This is a genomic window from Gordonia sp. G4, assembly GCF_057770005.1.
In genome coordinates this window covers 1,827,507-1,850,813 of the sequence record NZ_CM173442.1, presented here as the reverse complement: position 1 = coordinate 1,850,813, position 23,307 = coordinate 1,827,507, and the positions used below count along the sequence as shown (strand labels likewise).

Below are 23,307 nucleotides of genomic sequence, written 5' to 3'. Positions count from 1 at the left end.
CCGCGGGATACGGTAGCGCACGTCCAGTTACCCAACGAAAAACTCGCGTTCGTCATGCTCGGTTTCGCATGGGTGCGCGTCGCCCCTCGACGCACACCCCCGGGTTCACCGACCCGTCACCTCGCTGTTGACTCGCGAGACCGTCGGCCATCCTACTCCCCCTTCAATTGCGCGAGCACAGGCGCAAAAGCATCCATCTGCGTCGGGAACACCCCGACGTAGGACATGGTGGTGCGGCGTCGCACCTCCCGGATCTGGTCCGCGATCTCCTCGAAGCTGCCGATCGCGATGTACGGCGAGGTCAGCACGTCCTCGACGGTGAACTCGGTGTCGTGCGCGATGTTGGGCGGATAGCCCTGTTCCAGAGCCTTGAGCGCCATCTCGGCGGTGGCGACCCGATCGTCGGTGATGACGATTACAGCGATCGTCCAGTTCAGCTCCAGATCGTCGAACCGGTCGCCGGCGGCATCACGGATCCGGTCGACGCGCTCGGCGGTCTTCTCGATCGTCATGTCCGACAGCTTCATCTTGCCGTCGGCGGTGGTACCCGGAGCGACGGAGATGATGTCGGCGTGCTTGGCGGCCAGGGCCAGCATCTTGGGGCCACCGCCGCCGACGGCGATCGGTGGACGCGGCCCCTGCCGCGGTCGCGGACTGCCCTCGAGGCCGTTGATCTGGTAGAACTCGCCGTCGAAGTTCACCGTCTCGCCGCGCATCAGACCGTCGAGGACCGTCAGCGCCTCGTCGAGACGCCGGATACGCACGCCGGGTGATTCGAACTCGATGCCGGCCTTGTCGAACTCCTCTTTCATCCAGCCCGCGCCGATGCCCAACTCGAGCCGCCCCTTGCTCAGGACGTCGATCGTGTTGGCCTCCTTGGCGAGCAGGGCCGGGTGGCGCCAGCCGTTGGCGAGCACCGAGGTCGCCAGGCGGATAGTGCTCGTCGCCTGCGTCAGGGCGCCCAGCGCCGCGAGCGGACCGACCTGGTTGCCCAGATGGTCGGGCACCGCGAAGGTGTCGTAGCCGTACTCCTCGGCGGTCTGCGCGAGCTTGACGAACTTACGGGCACCGCCCTCGTCCTTGTTGCCCTCACCACCCGCGCCGAAGCGGAACTTCCGCAGGCCGGACGAGGCACCACCGGCATCGCTCGGGGGTTGCGTCATCGCTGTCCTCTCATCGTGATCGCCGGCTGCGTGAGGTCGCGTGCGGCGTCCGCCGGTTCCGCGATGTTCCTCGGCCAGCCCAACACGTTAATGCAGCGTGACGGCACCGCCAAACGAATCGGTCGCCGCCGTCAGACGAGGCTACCGGCCGGTCAGTTCGACGGCCGGACCGGACTCGCCCGGCGGCACCCGGCCGGACATGTCCGATCGGCGCGGCCGGCCTCGCGTGAGGAGGTCAGTTGTGCTCGGGTGCGGGCGCGTCCTGGATGAGGCCCTTGGACCAGTCGTACATCCACTGGGTCGCGGTCTGGCCGTCGTTCTCCCAGTAGCGCGTCGTCGCATACATCGCGTGGATGGGGTTCGACGCCGCGTTCGCCAGCTTCGACACCGCGGCCAGCGGATTGACGATCGTCGGCGAATCACAGATGAGATCGCCGGGCGCGCAGATGGATTGGACCCGGTCACGAAGGTCGCCGAATCCGCCGGTGCGCGGACCGGTCATCGAGATGCCGGGGACGAGGTTGCCCATCCCGCCGAGCGCGATCTCGGCACCCACGCCGTTCGGACTCGGCGCGATGTCGTTCTGTTCACCCGGCTGGCGACGGCCGTCGGCGATGAGTCCGACACCGAGCACCAGATCTTGTTCACCCTCGTCGAGCACACCCCGGCCGTTGCCGATGTTGCTCGCGAGATCACCCGCGATGACCGCGCCCTGGCTGAAGCCCATGATCACGTAACCCGTCAGGGGGCAGCGCTCGTTGGTGGAGATGATCTTGCCCGCCGCGCGCTTGTAACCCTGGGTGCGTGACACGTTGTAGTCGACCTGACGGTCGGCCAGATTCGTCGGATTCCGGAACTGCGCCGTGTAGGGGACGGTGTAGATCTCGCTGCGCGAGGAGTCGAAGTCGTTCGCCAGCGCTCGGGACACGCGCAGCATCAGCGAGTTCGGATTCGCCGACGGCTTGTAGGGATCGTCGTCGGCGCTGGACTCCCAGGTCCCGGGGATGACGACCGTCAGGACGTCGGGGCAGTCCGCGGGCTGGGCGTCGGGTCGTTCGCTGGAGGGCGGGGCGGTCGACGGCCCGCCGGGCCCGATCGGCGCGGGTCCGGGAGCGAGCCACACCAAGACGAGCACGACGATGAGAACGATCGCGATGACCGCGAGCGCGAGGAGCAGCAGGGCGAACTTCCCCAGCCTGCGGACCGGACCCTTCCGGGTGCGGCCCGCGGCGTTGCGACGGGCGGCCACGTCAGCAGTAGTGCTGTTCTGCTGCGCGAATGACCTTGTCGGCCTTCACGTTCGCTTCTTCTACGTTGTCCGCTCCGGGCCCCACGGACGCGGTGACGAAGGCCTTCACCATGCTCGGGTCGGTGCCCTTCTGCTTGGCGCCGCAGACATACTTCGCCATGGTCAGGGCGACCGAGTTGTCGTTGTCCCCCATGAACGTGACGTCCTGCTGCTTCAGTGCGGCGAGGTAGGCCCGGGCCTTGTCGTCGAGCGGCTGGCCGCTGGGTCCGGGGAAACTGGCCGGGACCTTCGTGCTGGGGTTCGGCGCGGTCGCCGGCAGCTCCGAGGTGCCACCGGGCGTGGAGGGAGCGGTCTCCTCGGATGTGGAACCCGGCGTACTGGTCGAGGACTCCGCCGCCGAGTAGAGCGAGGTCGTCGTGACCGGATTGTTGGTGATCGGCGCACTGGCCGTCGAGTCGTCGGCGCAGGCCGACACGGACCCGAGCGCGAGAGCGAGGCCCGTCACGGCCAGCACCAGCCGCACACACTTCGTTGTCATCGCCACTTCCTGCCGAACCTTTCGGGTCTTGATTGCGCACCGCCGGGCAGTACTGTCCGGCGACACCTCACGCGTCCGGCCTGAGGCCGATCGCGACACAGGGGGCACCCTGCATCGCACACCACGTCAGGCTACCGCCCGTACGAGGGCCTTCCGTCCGCCGCACTCGCACCACCTGCACAAACGGTCCGATTCCTCAGCGAAGTTTCAGGCCGTACACACGTGGGGTCGAGGTTGGGGCACCGACGGGTACCCCCGTCGGCACGCTCCGTGGATCCCGGTTCGCTCCGCCGCCTCCTCACTTCAGGACCTTGGTGCCGTCCTTCGCGGTCCAGGTGATCCGGCCGTGCTCGAAGTAGCTCACGCGACCCTTGCCGTCGCGGGTGGGGAGTTCGTCGGTCGTCGGCTTGCCGAGGCGTCCGGCCGGACCGCCCGCGGCGACGTAGGCGCCGCCGATCGCACCGGTGACGATCTTGGGTCCCTTCGGGCCGGTGAACATGCGTCCCCCGGCGAAGTCCTGGGCCTTGCCACCGGCCACCGGGTACGACGGGGTGAGGCAGCCACCGAGGTCCGCCTTCCTGGCGTCCCAGACCTTGCGGAAGGCACCGTCGACCCGGCACGCGACCTGATCTCGCGAGAGTCCGAGTGCGGCGGCGGCCTGCGGCCAGGCCTGGATCATCTCGAACTCCCAGTACGGCCAGGTATGGGTGCCCGACGGTCGGTAGTTCGCCTGACCGGGAATTCCCTTGCGGTTCAGCTGGATCGCGAACTGCTGTGAGGTGACGCGGCTCAGCATCTCGAGTCCGACACCGGAGTAGTTGGTCGCGAGCATCGGGATGTCCGACGGCTTGTCGTGGGGACCCACCATGCCGTTGCCCGACGAGACATAGAGACTCGTTCCCTGCAGCTTGTCGACCAGCAGGTACGGATCGTGTTCCTTCCAGGCCGGATCCGAGGGCGGCCCGAACATCTTCATCGAGTCGTAGCCGCCGCCGTCGCGCACCGCGAACTGGATCGCCTGCGGCATGCCGAACGAACTCAGCTGCAGGATTCCCGAGAACGACGCCGCGAACTTGTAGAAGCCGGGATTGCGTGCGGCCAGCATCATCGCCGCGGAGCCGCCCATCGACAGCCCCTCGATGCCGCGGACGTCGGTGGAGCGCCAGTCGTTCTCCAGGATGGGCGGCAGTTCCCGCATGAGGAACGTCTCCCACTTGTAGTTCTTGCCGCGGTCGGGTTCCTTCCAGTCGGTGTAGAAACTCGACTCGCCACCGATGGGCAGGATGACGTTGACGTTCTTGTCCTTGTAGAAGTCGACGATCTTGGTGTTGATGATCCAGCCGCTCTGATCGTCCTGCGCGCGCAGTCCGTCGAGCATCGTCAGCTGCGGGAACTTCTCCTTCGGCTTCGCGTGCCAGTCGCGTGCCAGCAGGATCTGCACCTGGATGTTCGTGTTCATCGCCGGGGAGTAGACCCACAGGGCCACACGCCGGTCGGTGTACCAGTAGGTGTTGGTCACCTTCGCCGGCTGGGCGGCCGGCACCGAGGCCGGTGCGGGCGACGGCGCGCTCGGCGAGGCGGGTGGCGCGGGCGCGGGCGCGGCCGGCGGTGCTGCGGGGGCCGGCGGGGCCGGCGCGGGTTCGGCACCGGCGAGACCGTTTCCGACCACGAGCACGGCCACCGTCACCAGCGCGACCACGGCGGCCTTCACCGGACGAAGGGTCGACCGACGACGGGCCGCGCGCGCGTCGGCCTGCCCCGCCTCGGCCGGTCGCGCGTCGACCTTGTCTGTACCACTGTTTCGCCGCATCACTCTCCAGAACTCCTTCGCCCCTGTGCGCCGGCAGCGTCGCAACTGATTCCCCTCAGTCACACGCGCCTCTCCAGAATCAAACGCCTCAGGAGTTTCTTACACGTCCGAACGCACCCCTGTCCGCACGCCACGCTGTGACACGTGGGATTTGTGTGACAGTTGATATCTCGCCCCTGCTCCCTGAGGAGCGCCCGGAGCTTGCGGAGGGCGCGTCACGAAGGGTCCGGCGCCGCGCAGCCGCCGCTGCCCGCAAACCTGCCCTGGAAACCACCCTCCAGCGGGGGAGCAGCGACCGTGTGCGGGCTGTTGCAAAATTCCGGTGTCAGCCGACGGCTTGTCGGGAGCGGTGTGTGGTGGGTATCGGCGATGATGTGTTGGTGGCCAAGGGTTATCGTCCGGTGCAGCGTGATCAGCAGTTTCTGATGCCGCCGAGTATGCGGGAATGGCTTCCGGCCGATGATCCGGTGTGGCTGGTCATCGAATCGGTCGCCTCGCTGGATACCGCGGCGATACGGGCGGTACGCAAGACCGGTGGAGCCGGTCGCGCCGCCTATCACCCGGATATGTTGTTGACCTTGTTGATCTGGGGGTGGGCCCAAGGCCAACGGTCCTCGCGGCAGCTGGAACGGTTGTGTCACCGCGACGTCGCCTACCGCATCATTTGCGGTGGTGAGGTCCCTGATCACGTCACGATCGCCCGGTTCCGCGCGGACTGCGCACCCGCGATCGAGGACCTGTTCACCCAGGTGTTGATGCTGTGCTCGCGGGTCGGGATGGGCCGACTGGGGGTGGTGGCCCTCGACGGAGTGAAGATCGCCTCGAACGCCTCGCTCAGCGCCAATCGCACCGAGCAAGGCTTGCGGGAAGCGTTGGCCAGTGAGGCTGCGCGCGCCGCGGCCGAACACGCAGCCGCTGACACCGCCGACGATGATGTTCATGGTGATGACCGCGGTGACCTGTTACCCCGCGGGTTGCACGATCCGGGGTCGCGGCAGGCCCGGATCGCCGCGGCGCTGGCTGATCTGGCTGCCCACACTGAACTACTCACCAACGCCGAAGCGGTGGCCGCGCAGCGTAGGAACGAACGTGACCAGGCCGCCGAGAAGTCCCAGCAGGCCCGCGAGGAGAAGATCGAGCGGGCGCGGGAACGCCGCGCTGCGGGCGGGCCCGCCACAGGCAAGGGATCGTTGCCGATCGAGATCGAGGTCGAGGTGCTGACCGAATCGTTGGCGCGGGCCATCGCGACCCACCAAGCAAAGATCGACCACTATCGACCTGGTCAGCGAGGCCGCAAACCCGGGCCGGTCGAGACGAACTACTACGTCAGGCGCGCCCAACGAGCACTCGAGCGGGCACAGCAGCGGCAGCAGCAACGTGACGCCGCGGCAGCGGCTCGGCCCGCTGCGGTCTGCACCCCGCCGACCACCGCGACCGCGGCTGCACCGTCACGGGAACCCCGCCGTAACATCACCGACCCGCAATCACGGATGATGGGATTGCGCGGCGGCGGCTGGCTCCAAGGCTTCAACTGCCAGGCCGTGACCAGCGATGACGGGCTGATCATCGCGACCGGCGTGGGCAACAACCCTGCCGATGTCACCACCTTCACCACCATGCTCGACAAAGCCGTCACCGCCGCCGCACTCATCGACACCCACCGCCCCGAACCGCCGGTCTCACCAGGAATAGGGGTCGTGTTGGCTGATGCCGGCTACCTCTCCGAACACAACCTCACCGCACCCGGACCAGACCGGCTCATCGCGACCGGCAAACACCGGGCCGTGGCCCACGCCGCGCAGCACGCACCCACACACGGGCCGCCACCATCAGAAGCCTCCCCGATCCAGGCCATGACCCACCGGCTGGCCACACCCGAGGGACATGCGCTCTACCGTCAACGCGCCCACATCGCTGAAACCCCGTTCGCCCACGCTAAACACAACCTCGGCTTCCGTCGCTTCACCAGCCGCGGACTCGACAGAGCCACAGCAGAATTCAGCTTCCACGCCCTCGTCCACAACCTGTTCAAAGCCATCGGAACCGCCGCTTTGACCCCCACCACCGCCTGAGACCGGACGCTCCGCGACCGGCCATCACGCCCAACCCGCCCGCCGACCCGTTTACGCAACAGCCCGTGTGATGGGCGGGACTCCCCTGGAGGGTCGTTATCAGGGGCGGGTTCAGGCAGGACCCCACAACACGACGACGCCCCGCCCGGAAACCCGGGCGGGGCGTCGTACAGCCGGAGGACCGGCGATGTCAGATCAGCGGAAGAATCCGCGGTTCTTGGCGTTCCAGATCATGTCCTGCCAGTAGCCCCAGGCGTGGGTGCCGTTGGCGTAGTAGGTCATCAGCGGGACGCCCTGCACGAAGGCCGCGGCCTCGAAGGCCTTGGACTGCGTGAACGCGAGCAATTCGAGGGTCGAACCCTTGAACAGATCGTCGAACACGTTGGGCAGTGCGTTGTAGCGGCCGAAGAGACCGTTACCGGAACCGACGAAGACCTTCATGCCGCGCATCAGGCCGATGTTCCAGAAGGGATCGTTCTGGAACCAGCGGATACTCCACGGCGGGCCCCACATCGCGTCGATGTTCCACGGCTTCGGGTCGACGTCGAGCATCGCCAGACGCAGCGCCGTACGCATGCCGGGTGCACTCAGGAAGTTGTAGCCCGAGAGCGAGCCGGCGCGGTCGAAGTGCTGGCGGTTCTGGGCGCCGAGGACGAGCGCGGCGTTACCGCCCATCGACAGGCCCATGATGGCGTAGCGCTTCGACGGTCCGACGCGGAAACCGCGGGCGTCGAGCGCGCTGATCAGGGTCCGGCTGATGACGCAGTTCCAGCGGTATCGGTAGGGCTGCCGGTTGAAGTTGCTGGGCGCATCCCAGTCCGTGTAGAAGCTCGCGGGTCCACCGATGGGCTCGACGACGTTGACGCCGGACTTCACCATCTCCTGGACGTTGGTGTTGATCTCCCAGCCGCTGTAGTCGTACTGGGCGCGCATGCCGTCGAGAAGGATGACGGTCTTGTAGTTGCCGGGCTTCTTCCAGGCGCGGACCTTGACGTTCGGCATCCCGCAGCCGTTGACCCAGAACTCCTGCTTGCCGACCTGCGTTCCGCCGATCCGGGCGTTGGCCTGGCCGGCGACGACACCGGTCAGTCCCACGACTGTCAGGATGGCGACGAATGCGGCGATCAACCGGTTGCTCATCCGGTTGCGCGCAGGCCTCGGCGCCTCGGTGGCAGCTTCACGCATGTACAGAATCTCCCTCTTCAGCCGATCGACCGGAACTCGTAGTCCCTAGCGGCCGACCGATCCTTGTGCGTCACACATTTGTCGTCCCCCGGCTCATTGCGCGGCGCGACGTCGTTCACGAGTCGTTCTCGCATGCGATTCACCGTCGGCGAGCCTATTCGATGCCCCCGAACGTGACAAACCATGTGATAGCGATCACAACCCCCGTCACTTCGGCGTCCCAGCAGTTCAGAACGCCTCCGTCACGACCCTTCTATCGGCCGCGCCCACGGGGACGTTACCGATCCGAGATGTTCCGCGGCAACTCCACAGGTTCGACCCCGCGTTTTCTATGCGTTCTCTTGGTGTCGTGTGCTGAGGTGGGCGACGCTCAGCGCGGGTTCACCGGCGGGGGCATCTCCAGGCCGCAGCGCTGGATCTCGTACTCCGGCTCGCGCTGGATTCGATAACTGTTGAAGGTGAACGCCTGACGCAGGTTGTGCTTGAAGCGATCGAAGGACCACGGGGCCTCGAACGAGGCGAACCGGTCCTTCGTCTCCGGGCACTGCAGGGCGACCTGGGCCTGGCGGACCAGGTCCTCGTCGAGATACCCGGGCAGCACGGGACGCCGCGGGAACGCGCCGGCCTCGGCGACGACCCATTCGCTCGGCAGGATCTTGTCGTGCCCGATGCGGCCGTCCTCGAGGCGCTCGGTGTGCGCGGCGAGCGGGTACGCCAGACCCATCTGATCGATGACGCGCACATCCAGCGGTGCGTTCATGCTCGTCATTCCCAGATTGAGGAAATAGACGGTCACCTGCCGCTCGGCGCCCTTCGGCATGACCGGAGGCAGCTGCGCCACGTACCACTCGTCGTAGTTGAACGACGGCAGGATGACGCCGCCGTCCTCGCGGTACTCGTCGATCTTCTCGACCATCGCGCTCATCCGCGGATAGTCGAGGTAGTCCTCGGCGGTCACCGGATTCTCGTTGCCCATGTTGGTGACGTAGAAGCGACGCTCGTCGACGATGCCGCTGCGGCCGATGTCGATGCCGGCGTTCGGCAGGACGTTGGCGTGCGTGGCGACCGCCCACACGACGACGGTGATCCACATGCCGCTCATCGCCACCGCGCCGACGAGCTGGGCCCGTGCGCGACGACGATCCGCCGGCCCGGGTGCGGCCGGCTCAGGGACGGGGCCGAGGTCCGGATCGTCGCCGACGGGATCGGAGATCACCGAGTCGGAGTCCTTCGACGACCGACGACGGAACGCCGCGCCGACGTGCGCGGGAATCGTCACCGGCACGACCATCAGCGGAAGCAGGGTGACGAAGACCGGAACCAGCAGCACCCGCCCGTGCATGAAGTCGCCGCCCTGACGCGTCCAGTAGACGATCAGCACGATGCCGGCGAGCACCACGACGGTCACCACCGCGGTCGAGGACTGCAGCCGCCGCGACCATCCGGCGAGACGCGACGACCACGACGGCGTCGCGTCGGCATCAGCGGCGTCGGCCCTGTCCGTGGTCGCCTCGGCGACCGGGGCGTCGGAGCTCGTGGTCCGCATCCGGCCGCTGACGACCAGCACCACGCCCGCCAGCGCCACGAGCACGGCAGGCAGCACCAGCACGTAGGGGCCGAAGAGGTTGGTCAGATACGCGAAGCCCTGATCCCACTTGGCGCCGCTGGCGTCTTTCGCGACCGCGGGATTGGGAACCAGCAGTGCGTAGTAGCCCATGCGGAAGATCTGGTAACCGACGGGCAGCGCGCCCGCGACCACGACGACACCCAGTCGCATCTTCCAGCCGAGCGGCGCGAAGAACACCAGCAACAGGACCAGGCCGCCGAGTACCGCCAGTTCGGGACGGATCAGGGGGGCCAGTCCCGCGGTGAAGGCCAGCGCGAGAGTGGCCGCCGCGCTCCTACGGCTCGTCTGCACCGCACCGCCACCACGGCTGGTGTGCGGGCCGCGCCGGGCCCACGCGACGAGCTGACACCACAGCAGCGCCGCCCAGAAGATGCAGAGGCCGTTCTCCAGTCCGCTGGTCGCGAAGTCGCGGGCGGGCGGGATGGTGATGTAGATGACCGCTCCGAACGGCAGCAGCAGGGTCCAGCCGTCGCCGGTGAGCCCGCCGACGCGAGTCCCGAATAGACGCGCGCTGCCGTACATCGCGATCGGGATCGCGGCGACCGAACACACCAGCGCCACCCACAGCGCCACATACTCGAGCTGACCGTCGGTGATCCACGCCCAGAACCACAGCAGATAGGTCCAGGCGGTCGAGGTGTTCGCCTCGACACGCTCCCCGGCGTTGAACACCGGGCCGTTGCCGGCGAAGAGGTTGCGCAGCGTGCGCAGGACGATGAGCCCGTCGTCGGCGATCCATCGGCGCTGCCACGCGCCGATCGCGAAGAAGGTGGTGACGACAACTGCCCCCACGGCGAAACTGACGGCCGCAACCTTGTTGCGGCCGGTGCTCAGCGCCCGGAAACCGGTTGGCGATCCATCAATTGACTGCATAGACCGCGACACCCACACACACCAGCCACGCCAGGGCGAGCAGCTGCAGGACACGATCGCCCAGTGCGATCTCCTCGGGCTCACCCGCGGCGCCGCCGTCGACATCGACGGCGTAGCGCAGGATCGCCACTGTGAACGGCACCATCGAGATGGCGTACGCGACGTTGGTGTCGTGGTCGGAACCCTTGTCGAAAGCCCAGAGGCCGTAGAAGATCACGACCGCGGTCGCCGACAGCGTCCAGACGAACCGCAGGTAGGTGGTCGTGTAGTACTCGAGCGCCTTGCGGATCTTGGCGCCGGTGCGTTCGGCGAGCTGTAGTTCGGCGTAGCGCTTGCCCGCCGCCATGAACAGCGAACCGAAGGCCATGACGAGCAGGAACCACTGCGACAGCACGATCTCGGCCGCGACGCCGCCGGCGATCGCGCGCAGCAGGAAGCCCGACGACACGATGCAGATGTCGATGACGGCCTGGTTCTTCAGGCCGAAGCAGTAGCCGAGCTGGATGACCAGGTAGATCGCGATGACCACGGCCGTCTGCCAGTTCGCCAGGAAGGCGATGCCGATCGAGCCGGCGAGCAGGACGACGGCCAGGACGTAGGCGAGCCGCACCGGGACGACGCCGGCGGCGATCGGCCGGAACCGCTTGGTCGGGTGGTTACGGTCGGACTCGACGTCCATCGCGTCGTTGACCAGGTAGATGCTCGACGCCGCGAGGCAGAACGCGACGAAGGCGATACCGGCGGAGGCCAGCACCGAGGCGTCGGTGATGTTGCCCGCGGCGAGCGGAGCGGCGAGCACCAGGACGTTCTTGACCCACTGCCGCGGCCGGACGGCCTTGATCAGCCCGGACGTCAGGTTCTTCGGCGGTCCGAGAACCTTCCCGTGCTCGATCGGCTCCTCGCTCATGCACTCTCCCTGTGTCGTGTCACCCGCGCGATGACGGGGGACGCGGCAAGACGCAGCGGCCCGCCGGGTACCGCGGCCGTGAGGCCGAGGCGGGCCAGAAGGCGCGCCGCGCGGCGGGCACGCCCGTGGTCCGGGTCGTTCCGGGTGGGTTCGAGCAGCACCTTATCGCCCGCGATGACCGCCGCTGCGCTCGCGGCACCGATCGCGGCACCCGCGGTCACATCACTCGGGTAGTGGACACCCAGCACCAGTCGGGACACGAGCATCGGCGGCACCAGGACGGCGGGCAGCACCTTCGGGTCCCAGCCGGCGGCACGGCCGATGAGGATCGCCGCCGCGGTCGTCGAGGTGGCGTGCGAGGACGGGAAACTCAGCTTGCTCGGCGTCGACACCCCGATCGCGATGGCCGGATGGGCGGGCCGCGGACGCCGCACGATCCGCTTGATGATCACCGACGCGGCGTGCGCGCCGAAGGCACCCACCCCCGCCTCGAGCCAGAGCTGTTGCGCACGGACGTCACCGCGTCGGCGGGCCAGCGCCCAGCCGGTACCCGAGATCGCGAGCCAGCCCAGCGCGTGCTCGCCGACGTGCGACAGGCCGCGCGCCGCCGGACGGACGCCGGGGCGGGCGCCGATCCCGGCCTGGATGGCGACGAGTGCCTTTTCCTCCCCGCTCAGGGGACGCGGGATGTCGTCGGCCGGGACCCGGCCCGTCTCCGCGACATCGTCCAACGGATCACTCAATTCCGAAGACACCCGCCCAGCTCTCCTTCGATGTCAGATCGCGGTGCGCAGACCTGTACTGCTGCTTCATCTCCGGGAACTTCTCTTGCAGTTCCTTCACGAGGGCGAAGTGTTCGCGCGCGAGCTCGATCATCTTGTCGCGATCGCGCTGCCGATAGACGACGCCGCGGCCGTCGGCGGTCGTGACGGTGACGCCGTCGACACGCCCGAGCGAGAACCACCGCGCCTCGATCGGCGGGAAGTTGGCCTGCGGCACCTCGTGATGCCGGGGGTCGGCCGGACGAACGTTGTTGACCACGGCGCCGGCCAGCGCCTTGATCTTGCTGATGGGGTTCAGCGGGATCGAAGTGCCCAGATGTGTTGCCTCGCCCGAGGTCCGGGGCAACTCGGTCGCCGACGGCAGGACCACCGCATCCGGATACTGCTTGCGCATCTGCGCGACCTTCGGCAGCGCGGTCGGCAGCAGGCTGCGGATGTGATCCGGCCCGGCCAAAAAGTCCCGGATCGCCTCGTTCTGGATCGCGACGGTCGAGTACTCCAGGCACAGAAGATGTTTGGCGGTCGCCTTGGTCATCGACCGGACGATGCCCTTGATCGGGCCGTCATGGTGGATCGACGCGACGACGAGCCGGTTGCGCAGGTGGAAGTACGCCTGCCAGTCGATGGCGTCGTCCTTGTCGCTCCAGGCCATGTGCCAGATGGCGATTCCCGGCACGGTGGCGGTGGGGTAACCGGCCTTGGCCGCGCGCAGCGCGTACTCCCAGTCGTCCCACTTGATGAACAGCGGCATCGGCAGACCGATCTGCTCCGCACACTCGCGCGGGATCATGCACATCCACCAGCCGTTGCCCTCGACGTCGATGCGCCGGTGCAGGTTCTTCGAGTTCTCACGGTCACGCAGCGGGTACTTGGAGAAGTTGTGGTCGTATTCGACGAAGGGCGCCGCGGTCCACATGAAGGTGTCGCGACGGATCACCTCACCCATGCAGTGCAGGTGACTGCGGTCCTGCAGGTTGAGCATCTGGCCGCCGACGAGCATGGGCGCCTTGGCGAATCGCGACATGGCCAGCGCGCGCAGGATCGAGTCGGGCTCGATCGCGATGTCGTCGTCCATGTAGAGCACGTAGGGCGAGTCGGTGAGCCGCAGCGCCTCGTACATGATGCGCGCGTACCCGCCCGAACCGCCGAGGTTGCCCTGGTCGAAGATGTGCAGGCGGTCGCCGAGAGCCGCGGCGGCCTCGGTGTAACCGGGTTCGTCGACCACCTTCTTCGTGCCCTGGTCGGGCATCATCACCGCGTCGATCACCTCGTCGACCATCGGGTCGGAAGTCAACGCGGCCAACGCGTTCACCGCGTCGGTGGGGCGATTGAACGTCGGGATCCCGACCGTGACGCGCTTGGTCTCCGCGTCCGGGGTCGGCGCCTCGACGGACGCATACCAACCGGCGGAGACGATCTCGGTCTCGGTGTCGGTGGTGACGTCGAACCAGATCCAGCCGCCGTCCTCGAAGGGACCGAGATCGAGCTCGAATTCGACCACGCCGCGGCCGGTTTCGTCGGTGTCGACGAGGTCACCGCCGATCCCGATCCGCGACCCGTCGATCTTCGACCGGTACAGGTCGACACGGCAGGTGCCGATCACCTCGACCCGCAACACCACCGAGTCGAGGATGCTCCAGCGACGCCAGTAGGCCGCGGCGAACGCGTTGAAGTAGGTTTCGAAGCTCACCTCGGACTCGGCGCCGAGGAGCACCGAGGTCCGGCTCGGCGCGTGCGCCCGGCGGTTGTTGCTGTCGGACTCGACGACATAGAGCGAACGGACGTCGAGCGGCTCCCCGGCACGCGGGAAGATCACCCGCTGCAGAAGGGATTTCGCTTTCGACGGTCCGACGCCCGCGTCGGGGATGTCGGACTGGTTCACGGGAGTCACCGTCATCTATTCGGCTCCTGCGGGATCGGCCACCAGCGGCGCACCATCACGCAGATGCGGTGCCAGGGTGTTGTCGAACATGGTGAGCGCGCTCGCGATCGCCATGTGCATGTCGAGGTACTGATAGGTTCCGAGGCGGCCGCCGAACAGCACGCCGGCGCTGGCGGTCTCGGTGCGCGCAAGTTCCCGGTAGGCGGTCAGCATCGCCCGGTCCTCCGGGGTGTTGATCGGGTAGTACGGCTCGTCGTCGTTCTCGGCGAATCTACTGAATTCCCGCATGATGACCGTCTTGTCATCGGGGTAGGAATCCCGTTCGGGGTGGAAATGCCGGAACTCGTGGATACGGGTGAACGGGACATCGGCGTCGTTGTAGTTCATCACCGGGGTGCCCTGGAAGTCGCCGGTGTCGAGCACCTCGGTCTCGAAATCGAGTGTGCGCCAGCCGAGTCGGCCCGCCGAGTACTCGAAGTAGCGGTCCACGGGGCCGGTGTAGACGATCGGGGCGTCGGGACTGTCGGCGCGCAACTGATCACGCACATCGAACCAATCGGTGGACAGGCGCACCTCGATGCGGTCGTCGGACGCCATGTTCTCGAGCCATGCGGTGTAACCGTCGACCGGGAGACCTTCGTACGTGTCGTTGAAGTACCGGTTGTCGAAGGTGTAGCGGACCGGCAGTCGAGTGATGTTGCCCGCGGGCAACTCCTTGGGATCGGTCTGCCACTGCTTGGCGGTGTAGTGCTTGATGAAGGCCTCGTACAGCGGACGGCCGATCAGGCTGATCGCCTTCTCCTCGAGGTTGCGCGCCTCAGCGGTGTCGATCTCGCTGGCCTGCTCGGCGATCAGCTTCCGCGCCTCGTCGGGGCTGAAGTACCGGCCGAAGAACTGGCTGACCAGTCCCAGACCCATCGGGAACTGATAGGCCTGTCCGTTGTGCAGTGCGAACACGCGGTGCTGGTAGTTCGTGAAGTCGGTGAACTGGTTGACGTACTCCCACACGCGCTCGTTGGACGTGTGGAACAGGTGCGCCCCGTACTTGTGGATCTCGATGCCGGTCGTCGGTTCGGGTTCGGAGTACGCGTTGCCGCCGAGATGCTCGCGTCGGTCCAGCACGAGGACCCGTTTGCCCAGCTGCGTCGCGGCCCGTTCGGCGACGGTGAGGCCGAAGAATCCGGAGCCGACGACGATCAGGTCATAAGTGCTACTGGTTGCCACGGGTCCTCAGGGTAACGGACCCTTCCTGAGGAATCTCCGAGCCACGTGGCCTGGCACGGAAGCCGGGTAATGTTTCGATCATCGGCCTGTAGCCCCCGGGCCGTACCTTCTCCTGTGAGTAGTTCGGGGTTTGAGTGACGCCGCTGTTCGTTCGACCGCCCGACGACGGGGCGCCCGCCGCCCTCTCGCGGCCCCCCGGGGAACAGACCGACGCCCCTCCGCACGCGGTCGAGCGCATCGTCGTCGTGGTGCCCGTCCACAACGAGGCCGAACGTCTTCCCGCGTGCCTCGACGCTCTCGAGGCCGCGGCGACGGCGGTGGAGATCCCGGTGGAGGTGGTCGTGGTGCTCGACGCCTGCGACGACGACTCCGCGACGCTGCTCACGGCAGGTGTGTCGATCGTCATCGTCGACGTGCGGAGTGTCGGGGCGGCTCGTCGAGCCGGCTTCGCGGCGGCGGACTCCCCGGCGACCCGGTCGCACACCACCTGGTTCGCCACCACCGATGCCGATTCGACGGTGCCACGTGATTGGCTCGTCGAACACCTCGCCGCCGCGGATGCCGGTGCGGACGCATATGTGGGCACCGTGGTCCCCGACGGTTTCGACGGGTGGCCGGCGGGAACCGGCGCGAGGTACCTGCGGGAGTACGACGCCAATCGCGGACACGGCCACGTCCACGGCGCCAATCTCGGCGTCCGGGCCTCGGTGTACGACGAAGTCGGCGGGTTCTCGGCGCTCGACGCCGACGAGGACGTCGATCTCGTCGACCGGTTGCACGCCGCGGGGGCGGTCATCGAACGGGGTGCTGACGCCCCGGTCCGCACGTCGACGCGGTGCGACGGTCGGGCACGCCACGGATTCGCCGGCTACCTGCGGCACCTCGCCGGGGACCAGGCCGACGAGGTGGCCGGGTGACGCCCGCACGGGCACGGGCACTCCTCGGCGATCCGTCCGTCGCGCTCCCCCGCCCCGGTGAGGGACGCACCCTCGACCGGTTCGCCACCCTGGTCCGTGCCTGCTCCGACGACATCAGCACGGGCCGGCTCCTGGAGGCGCACGCCGACGCCGACGCCATCCTCGCGGAGATCTGCGGCGGTGGAACCGCTCCGGGAGAGTTCTGGGGTGTGTGGGCCGCCGAGCCGCGCGGCACCCGCGTCGACGCCCGGCCCGGCGCACAGGGCTGGGAACTGAGCGGGGTCAAGGAGTGGTGCTCCGGAGCCACCTCGTGCACCCACGCGCTGGTCACCGCACACACCGAGGCCGGCAATCGGCTGTTCGCCGTCGACCTCGGCCGCCCGGGGGTGTCCGCGGACAGCTCGGGGTGGGCCAACACGGGTATGCGCGACACCGACACCGGGACCGTGACCTTCGACGCAGTGCCCGCCGACGCCATCGGCGAACCCGGCGACTATCTCGACCGGCCCGGATTCTGGCACGGCGGGATCGGGGTCGCCGCATGCTGGTTCGGCGGGGCCCGCAAGGTCGCGGCACCGCTCTACCGCGCCGGTTCCCGCACCGACGACCCACTGCTCCGCATGCACGTCGGCGCCGTCGACGCCCTTCTCGCATCCGGGTGGGCGCATCTCCAGACCGCGGCTCGCGAGATCGACGCCGACCCGACCGGGCCGTCGAAGCGACTCGCCTTCGCCGTGCGCTGGTCCGTCGAACAGATCGCGACCGCGGTGATCGACCGGGTGGGTCGCGCGCTGGGCCCCGGCCCGCTCGCCGCCGACCCCGACCACGCGCAGGCGGTCGCCGATCTCGTCGTCTACATCAGGCAGTCCCACGCGGACCGTGACCTCGCGGTACTCGGCGGACTGACCGGGGGACGCATCCCCGGTCCGGGACCGGAGCCGTCGTGACGACCGACGATCCCATGTCGACCCGACGCTTCGGATCCACCCCGACGTCGGCGGACGGCACCCCGGAATCGGAGTGGCAGGAGTGGTTCGCCGCCCGTGGACCGTGGCCCGACTTCGAGCCGGACGTCCGTCGGCTCGTCGTCCTGGCGGCCCACCCCGACGACGAGATCCTCGGCGTCGGCGGCGTGATGGCGTCCGCCCACCGGCGGGGTGTCGAGGTCGTCGCGGTCTGTCTCTCCGACGGCTCTGCGTCGCACCCGGGTTCGCCCACCCTGTCCCCCGCCGAGCTGGCAGTACGTCGTCACGCCGAGGTGGACGCCGCGACCGCGATCCTGGGACTCGGTCCGACGCGATGGTGCGGGCTCGGCGACGGCACCCTCGTGAGTCGTGAGGACGAGATCGAGTCGATCGTCGACGCGACGCTCACGGAGACTCCCGACATCCCGGCAGCACTGCTGTCGGTGTGGGCGCACGACGGTCATCCCGACCACGAGGCCGTCGGGCGATGCGTCCGACGCGTCGGCGCTCGGCTCGGTGTCCCGGTCTGGATGTACCCGATCTGGATGTGGCACTGGGCGAAACCCGACGACCCGGAGATCCCGTGGGAGCAGATGCGGACCCTTGTCCTCGACGACGACGTCGCGGCCGCCAAACGCGCGGCCGTGCAGGCCTTCGAGACCCAGATCCATCCGCTGTCACCGGCGCCCGAGGACGCCGCCGTACTCGGACCGCACATCCTGGACCGGCTGCTCCGCGACCGGGAGTTCGTCTTCGGGTGACCGGGACATCGCCGAACAGGCGCGGGCCCGGCAGCGCGACCGGGCGAAAACAGAACGGGCGAGAAACAGGACGGCGAGGGCATGACCGACGACATCACCGAGGGCGACCGAAACGGATTGCCCGACAGCTATTTCCACGAGATGTATCAGGACAGCGATGATCCGTGGGGCTTCTCGTCGCGGTGGTACGAGCAGCGCAAGTACGCCCTGACCCTCGCGGCGCTGAGTTCCCCCCGATACGGGACGGTGTTCGAGCCCGGTTGTTCGATCGGTGTGCTGAGCGCCGAGTTGGCCAGGCGCGCCGACCGTCTGCTGTGCACCGACGTCAGCCCGCGCGCGGTGGAACTCGCCCGTCGCCGGCTCGACGGTCACGCCTCGGTCGAGGTGCGCGTCGGCGACATCGTCTCCGATTGGCCGCCCGGCCGTTTCGACCTGATCGTCCTCAGCGAAGTCCTCTATTACCTCGACGACACGGACCTCGACGACCTCATCGCACGTCTCCCCGACGCGCTGACACCGACCGGCGAAGTTCTGGCCGTCCATTGGCGGTGGCCGGTCGAGGAATATCCGCGGACCGGGGACGAGGTCCACGACGCGCTGCGGAGGTCGTCGTTGACCACGTCGGCGGAGTACGAGGACGCGGACTTCCGGCTTTGTGTGATGACTCCGTCACCTGGCGCTTCAGTTGCGCAACGAGAAGGGATAGTCGGCGTCTGACCCGCGCGGGGTACGGCATAATGGTTTTTTCGACATCGGGTGTGTTCGAAGCCGCGCTTAGCTGTCGGCCCCAGCTGAGGCGCGCGGATGATGTCTCAGAGGAGGCAGGGTGACTGAGTTGGCGGACTTCGGCGCGCAGATGACGCGCATCGCCGGTGAGATGCGCAAAGAGAGCGACGACACCGAGGCGGCGTTGCGTTCCATGACCAAGTTCGCGGTCGACGCGATCCCCGGAGCAGAGTATGCAACCGTGACCCTGGTCTCCGAGGACAAGGTCGAGACACCGGTCATGGTGGGTGATCTCGGTGGCGAGGCGGACAGGCTGCAGCGTGAGCTCGGCGAAGGACCGTGTCTGCGCGCGGCGGTCGGCGTCCTCACCGTCTGCATCCACGACATGCGCACCGAGCCGAGATGGCCCGCCTTCGCCTCGGCCGCAGCCGAACTCGGTATCCGGTCGATGGCCTGTTTCTATCTGTACATAGACGGTGACAACTCGGGCGCCCTGAACCTGCACAGCACCGTCGCGAACGCGTTCACCATGGAATCGCTGCAGCTGGGTGAGCTGTTCGCGGCCCACGCCGCGACGGCGTTGGGGGCGGTGCAGGAGAAGGAGCAGCTCAGGACAGCCCTGAGCTCACGAGACATCATCGGTCAGGCCAAGGGCATGATCATGGAACGGTACCGGCTCGACGCGAACGAGGCGTTCGCGCTGCTCGCACGGCTCTCCCAGGACACCAACACCAAGCTCGTCGACGTCGCCGTCCAGATCGTGGAGGCCGGACCGGAGAGCTGAGGTGAAGCAGGGCTCCCCGAGGTGCCCCGATCAGCGAAACGCGTCGCGCTTCGGGAAGCCCAGCGCGGGGATGCCACCGCGATCCTGGTAGCGCTCGAGCCCCTTGCCGACGAGTACCCGCGGTCCGGTGGCCGGGGTGAAGAACATCATCCCCTTCTCGAAGAGCTGGGTGACGCCCGCGGCGTCCGGCGTCAGGGTTGGCACGCCCAGCGCCTGACCCAGCGGTCCGGTGATCCCGCCGAGGTCCGCGAAACGTCCGTTCATCGCCGATGTCGCCATGTCGAGGAACTTCGACGAGCCGGGCAGGAACTGCTCGGCGAGCTGATTGAGGCTGCCGAAGTCGATACCACCGCCACCGGGCGACGCCGGACCGGTGGGCGGTTTGACGATCCGGGGCGGTGCGGGCTGACCCTGTACGGCGAACCACGACGACTTCAGCTGCAGCTTGGTACGCGCTTCCTCACCGCTCACCTCGGCGGTTCCGCCGGAACCGACCGCGCGCACCTTGATCGCACGACCGTGCTCGGCGCCCAGACCGTTGGCCTCGATGACCTCGAAGCTCCGCAGGGCACCGACACCGAAGGCCGATCCGATGCTGCCCGCACTGACGGTGGCGGTCCAATTGTGGTTGGGCGACACCGTGTCCCCCTCGTCGACGACCGCCGGGAAACGGCCACCCGCGGTGTATCCGCCGGTCGACGCGGAGAACTCGGTGAAGGCCGGCTGCCCGTTCTGCAACAGGATCTGGCCCGCGGTGGCGTCGGCGGCCGCGTTGGTCCGCCGATCCTCGCCCGCGACGCCGCCGTAGACCTGCGAATTCTGGGTGTCGTCGATCTTCTTGCCGCCCGCGATCGCCGCGAGCGCGTAGGTACGGGCGGCCACGGCTTGCGCCTGCAGCGCCGCCGCGCCACCGGAGTCGCCCCATGCGGGCAGGCTCTCGCGTGGGATGACGCCCTTGACGTAGTCGTCGACGTGGATGCGGTTGACCACGCGCCCACCTTCGAGACCCATGGCCCCGCGATAGGCCTTGTTTGATCCGCAGAACTTGAGGAACTCACCGGCGGGCCGGTTGGGGGCCATGCTGAGAGGTTCGACGAATGTGGCCGGTACCGACCGCACCGGTCCACCGCCGCATCCGCTGAGGATGGTGGCCGTGCCCCCGGACAGGCTGACCGCCTGCCCGGGAGCCACCGTCTGACCACCGACTCGCATGCCGGCGTCCGCGTGCACATTCACCGAGCCCTGACCCGTGAGGGCCACCAGGATCTCGGGCCTGTCCACCTTCCCCGCGGTGGTGCCACCGTAGTAGTGGCGCAGGATCTGCTGTGCGGTCCAGCCCTTACGGGCGTAGCCGTACGCTCCCCATTGCCCCATTCCGCGGCCGTGGCCATGACCGTGCCCGATCAGCGTCACCGTCGACCCGACCGAAAGCTCGACCTGATCGGCCGATTCCGATGAACTCCCGACAGCGAGGCCACCGGCGAGCAGTGCGGGCGCCAGCCCCGCCGCGGCCCAGGTCAACGCTCGGTTACGGGCCCGTCCGGGCCGCGCACCGCTCGCCGTCCATCTCGGCAGAAGCCGTGTAGGTCGGGCTTTGGTCACTGCTGAACACATCCTTCGGTCGCGACGACACCAGCCGCGGGCGCCGCAACGTCGCGACCCCCGTAACGTCTGTGACTGATGTGACGATTGGGACTTAAGTGACCCTAGTGAACGAAGATGCGGATCACCAACCCGAGGGGATCACAACCGGATCACGAGTTGTCCGGTCCGCCGTGACCTCTGGCAGGGACCTCCGGCCGGGACCGGAGAGGCGGCTCGGATTCGTATGTCGTTGTGCTCGGATTCCGGGCTCGATGCCATACGGGTGAACGCGCGTCGACACATTGATCACTTCTGTCACACAGATAACAAGAGCATCACGAGTTACCGGGTCGCGGCGTGTGTCGCCGTCGCGATCGGTGGCCGACAGCGACGATGACCGCCGTACCGAGCACAGTCGATGACGCTTCGGCGACTTCGGCTGCGCTGATGTCGACGGCTGACCGGACCCGACCACACACCCAGACCACGGGCGTGCCGCGGTCCGACCAACCTGCGAGGAGACCTGAGTGCGTTACCCCAGACCGAAACCCTCGATCGCGCTCGCCGCGATCGCCGCCGCGGTCGTCGCGACTCCGTTCGTGGTTATCGCGAGCGAGTCCGAGCCCCGGCTCGTGGACAACAAGCAGACGGTCTCCAACACCGAGATCGAGCAGGTCCCGCTGCGGGAACTGCCTGCCGCCATCGTCGACGTCGCGACATCCGGACTCGCCGCGGCGGGTGTCGAACTGCCGCCGATCGATCCGGACGCGTTCCCGCTGCCGGATCTGACCGTCCCGTTGCCGAAGGGGCTCGTCCCGGGCGCAGGAGGGGCGTCGACGAGTGCCGATCCGTCCGCGTCGCCGGAGTCGTCGACGCCGGAATCATCAACGTCGGAATCGTCGGTGCCGGAGACATCCTCGTCGGAGACGCCCGAATCCTCGGCAACCCCCACCACCGATGCGCCCACCGGCGAGCGTCGGGCACCGTCGACGACGCGGGAGGCCCCCGACGACCCGACGGCCCCGGTTCCGCGCGGTGAGCGGACGCCCGGCAACCGACCCGGTTCGCCCTCGGCGAGTACGACGCCGGCGACACCCACGATGGCCGACGGGCGCGAGGTCGGGGCGGCGGTGACGCACATCGTGCGCGACTCGCCGATCAAGATGGTGGCTTTCACCTGGGACCGCCCGGTCGACGTCGATCTGAAACTGCGAGCCAAGAACCCCGACGGCAAGTGGGGACCGTGGACCGTCCTGGAACAGATCTCGCGCGGACAGGCGCCCAGCGCGAAGAATCCGGTCGGTACCGAGCCGGTCTGGGTCGGCGACGCGCGTGAGGTCCAGGTGGCCGCGAGCAAAGACGGACTCGCGATCCCGGCCGCCGAGACCCAGGGCGGCGATCTCGCCCAGCTGGCCGTCGGCACCGCGAGCACGGTGGTGACGAAGCTGGCCACGACCGCCCTGAACACGCTGAAGGCGACGCTCATCAGCCCGGAGAGCCTGCTGGGCCTGGGCTCGTCGCTGCTGACACCACTGACCGGCGGACCGCAGGTCGTGGCCCGCCAGGCCTGGGGCGCCGACGAGTCCATCCGCTGTTCACAGCCGGTGTACTCGCCGCAGATGCGCGGCGCGATCGTGCACCACACGGCCGGCAGCAATGACTACACCCCGCAACAGTCCGCCGAGATCGTTCGGGGCATCTACGCCTACCACGCACGCAGCCTGAACTGGTGCGACATCGGCTACAACGTGCTCATCGACAAGTACGGCCAGATCTTCGAGGGCGCGTTCGGCGGGCTCGACCGCAACGTCGAGGGCACCCACACCGGCGGATTCAACAAGGAGACCGTCGGGGTGTCGATGATCGGCAACCTCGAAGAGGTGCCGCCGACCGCGGCGATGGTGTCGGCGACCGGCAAGTTCCTGCGCTGGCGCCTCGGCAAGGCCAGCCTCAATCCCGCCGGTACGGCGACCTTGACCTCAGAAGGCTTCTCCGGCACCAAGTTCGCGGCGGGGACGCAGTCGAACCTGCCCGTGATCTCCGGGCACCGGGACTACAACAGCACAAGCTGCCCGGGCGTGCACGGCTACGCCGCACTGACCGCGATCCGGGCGCTCGCCGGGGGTGCCGCACCGGCACCGGAACCGGCGCCGCCCGCGGATCCCGCCGCCCCTGCGCCCCCGCCCGGCGAACCCGGTGCGCCCGCGCCGCCGGCTGATCCGGGTGCGCCCGCGCCGGTACCGCCGGCGGCCTGAGCC

18 protein-coding genes are annotated in these 23,307 nt (G+C 68.1%); 7 read left to right on the top strand and 11 right to left on the bottom strand.

Annotated features, from left to right (window positions below; all coding sequences use genetic code 11):
* Positions 1-152 precede the first annotated feature (152 nt).
* From AC3B5T_RS08190 to AC3B5T_RS08175, 4 genes are all read right to left on the bottom strand, one after another.
* A complete protein-coding gene (locus AC3B5T_RS08190) occupies positions 153-1,163 on the bottom strand; it encodes an LLM class F420-dependent oxidoreductase (protein WP_010844856.1) in 1,011 nt (336 codons plus the stop codon).
* Positions 1,164-1,398: 235 nt separating this feature from the next.
* Positions 1,399-2,412, bottom strand: a complete 1,014-nt coding sequence (locus tag AC3B5T_RS08185; RefSeq protein WP_010844855.1) for a cutinase family protein — start codon at positions 2,410-2,412, stop codon at positions 1,399-1,401.
* A 1-nt stretch (position 2,413) separates the two neighbouring features.
* Positions 2,414-2,950, bottom strand: a complete 537-nt coding sequence (locus AC3B5T_RS08180; protein ID WP_014924965.1) for a DUF732 domain-containing protein — start codon at positions 2,948-2,950, stop codon at positions 2,414-2,416.
* A gap of 298 nt (positions 2,951-3,248) precedes the next feature.
* Positions 3,249-4,760, bottom strand: coding sequence for an alpha/beta hydrolase-fold protein (locus AC3B5T_RS08175; protein ID WP_055476490.1), 1,512 nt, complete (start codon positions 4,758-4,760; stop codon positions 3,249-3,251).
* A 380-nt stretch (positions 4,761-5,140) separates the two neighbouring features.
* On the opposite strand from AC3B5T_RS08175, the gene AC3B5T_RS08170 reads away from it, so the two are divergent.
* Complete coding sequence (locus tag AC3B5T_RS08170) at positions 5,141-6,832, top strand: transposase (RefSeq protein ID WP_488358756.1); 1,692 nt, start codon at positions 5,141-5,143, stop codon at positions 6,830-6,832.
* A gap of 195 nt (positions 6,833-7,027) precedes the next feature.
* On the opposite strand, the gene AC3B5T_RS08165 is transcribed toward AC3B5T_RS08170, so the two are convergent.
* The 6 genes from AC3B5T_RS08165 to glf form a co-directional block, all read right to left on the bottom strand.
* Positions 7,028-8,017 carry an alpha/beta hydrolase gene (locus AC3B5T_RS08165; RefSeq protein ID WP_004021369.1) on the bottom strand — a complete coding sequence of 330 codons (990 nt, stop codon included), beginning with the start codon at positions 8,015-8,017 and terminating at the stop codon, positions 7,028-7,030.
* A 370-nt stretch (positions 8,018-8,387) separates the two neighbouring features.
* Positions 8,388-10,517, bottom strand: coding sequence for an arabinofuranosyltransferase AftB family protein (locus AC3B5T_RS08160; protein WP_055476489.1), 2,130 nt, complete (start codon positions 10,515-10,517; stop codon positions 8,388-8,390).
* Positions 10,504-11,424, bottom strand: a complete 921-nt coding sequence (locus tag AC3B5T_RS08155; protein WP_014924962.1) for a decaprenyl-phosphate phosphoribosyltransferase — start codon at positions 11,422-11,424, stop codon at positions 10,504-10,506. The genes AC3B5T_RS08160 and AC3B5T_RS08155 overlap by 14 nt, the downstream gene beginning before the upstream one ends.
* Positions 11,421-12,179, bottom strand: coding sequence for a phosphatase PAP2 family protein (locus AC3B5T_RS08150; protein ID WP_055476496.1), 759 nt, complete (start codon positions 12,177-12,179; stop codon positions 11,421-11,423). The genes AC3B5T_RS08155 and AC3B5T_RS08150 overlap by 4 nt, the downstream gene beginning before the upstream one ends.
* The gene (locus AC3B5T_RS08145) at positions 12,160-14,103 is read right to left on the bottom strand and encodes a glycosyltransferase (RefSeq protein WP_055476488.1); all 1,944 of its coding nucleotides are present in this window, start codon (positions 14,101-14,103) and stop codon (positions 12,160-12,162) included. Before AC3B5T_RS08145 ends, AC3B5T_RS08150 begins: the two co-directional genes overlap by 20 nt.
* Positions 14,104-15,312 (bottom strand): UDP-galactopyranose mutase, encoded by a 1,209-nt coding sequence (glf, locus tag AC3B5T_RS08140; protein ID WP_010844445.1) that lies wholly within the window; start codon positions 15,310-15,312, stop codon positions 14,104-14,106. It abuts the gene before it with no gap.
* A 134-nt stretch (positions 15,313-15,446) separates the two neighbouring features.
* On the opposite strand from glf, the gene AC3B5T_RS08135 reads away from it, so the two are divergent.
* From AC3B5T_RS08135 to AC3B5T_RS08115, 5 genes are all read left to right on the top strand, one after another.
* The gene (locus AC3B5T_RS08135) at positions 15,447-16,229 is read left to right on the top strand and encodes a glycosyltransferase family 2 protein (RefSeq protein WP_055476487.1); all 783 of its coding nucleotides are present in this window, start codon (positions 15,447-15,449) and stop codon (positions 16,227-16,229) included.
* Positions 16,226-17,176, top strand: a complete 951-nt coding sequence (locus tag AC3B5T_RS08130) for an acyl-CoA dehydrogenase family protein (RefSeq protein WP_055476486.1) — start codon at positions 16,226-16,228, stop codon at positions 17,174-17,176. The genes AC3B5T_RS08135 and AC3B5T_RS08130 overlap by 4 nt, the downstream gene beginning before the upstream one ends.
* Complete coding sequence (locus tag AC3B5T_RS08125) at positions 17,173-17,955, top strand: PIG-L deacetylase family protein (RefSeq protein ID WP_055476485.1); 783 nt, start codon at positions 17,173-17,175, stop codon at positions 17,953-17,955. Before AC3B5T_RS08130 ends, AC3B5T_RS08125 begins: the two co-directional genes overlap by 4 nt.
* Before the next feature lie 81 nt (positions 17,956-18,036).
* Positions 18,037-18,672, top strand: coding sequence for a class I SAM-dependent DNA methyltransferase (locus AC3B5T_RS08120; RefSeq protein WP_055476484.1), 636 nt, complete (start codon positions 18,037-18,039; stop codon positions 18,670-18,672).
* 109 nt (positions 18,673-18,781) lie between these two features.
* Positions 18,782-19,465: a GAF and ANTAR domain-containing protein gene (locus AC3B5T_RS08115; RefSeq protein WP_055476483.1), complete on the top strand. Its 684-nt coding sequence runs from the start codon at positions 18,782-18,784 to the stop codon at positions 19,463-19,465.
* Positions 19,466-19,495: 30 nt separating this feature from the next.
* Here AC3B5T_RS08115 and AC3B5T_RS08110 read toward each other — a convergent pair whose 3' ends face one another.
* Positions 19,496-21,079, bottom strand: a complete 1,584-nt coding sequence (locus tag AC3B5T_RS08110) for a SpoIID/LytB domain-containing protein (protein ID WP_231632766.1) — start codon at positions 21,077-21,079, stop codon at positions 19,496-19,498.
* A 497-nt stretch (positions 21,080-21,576) separates the two neighbouring features.
* Here AC3B5T_RS08110 and AC3B5T_RS08105 point away from each other — a divergent pair, with 497 nt between their 5' ends.
* Positions 21,577-23,304 carry a peptidoglycan recognition protein family protein gene (locus tag AC3B5T_RS08105; protein ID WP_055476481.1) on the top strand — a complete coding sequence of 576 codons (1,728 nt, stop codon included), beginning with the start codon at positions 21,577-21,579 and terminating at the stop codon, positions 23,302-23,304.
* Positions 23,305-23,307: the final 3 nt, after the last annotated feature.

Coding starts and splice junctions, on each gene's coding strand:
- AC3B5T_RS08190 (WP_010844856.1), bottom strand. CDS start 1,163: ATGACGCAACCCCCGAGCGATGCCGGTGGTGCCTCGTCCGGCCTGCGG.
- AC3B5T_RS08180 (WP_014924965.1), bottom strand. CDS start 2,950: ATGACAACGAAGTGTGTGCGGCTGGTGCTGGCCGTGACGGGCCTCGCT.
- AC3B5T_RS08175 (WP_055476490.1), bottom strand. CDS start 4,760: ATGCGGCGAAACAGTGGTACAGACAAGGTCGACGCGCGACCGGCCGAG.
- AC3B5T_RS08165 (WP_004021369.1), bottom strand. CDS start 8,017: ATGCGTGAAGCTGCCACCGAGGCGCCGAGGCCTGCGCGCAACCGGATG.
- AC3B5T_RS08160 (WP_055476489.1), bottom strand. CDS start 10,517: ATGCAGTCAATTGATGGATCGCCAACCGGTTTCCGGGCGCTGAGCACC.
- AC3B5T_RS08155 (WP_014924962.1), bottom strand. CDS start 11,424: ATGAGCGAGGAGCCGATCGAGCACGGGAAGGTTCTCGGACCGCCGAAG.
- AC3B5T_RS08145 (WP_055476488.1), bottom strand. CDS start 14,103: ATGACGGTGACTCCCGTGAACCAGTCCGACATCCCCGACGCGGGCGTC.
- AC3B5T_RS08120 (WP_055476484.1), top strand. CDS start 18,037: ATGACCGACGACATCACCGAGGGCGACCGAAACGGATTGCCCGACAGC.
- AC3B5T_RS08110 (WP_231632766.1), bottom strand. CDS start 21,079: ATGTGTTCAGCAGTGACCAAAGCCCGACCTACACGGCTTCTGCCGAGA.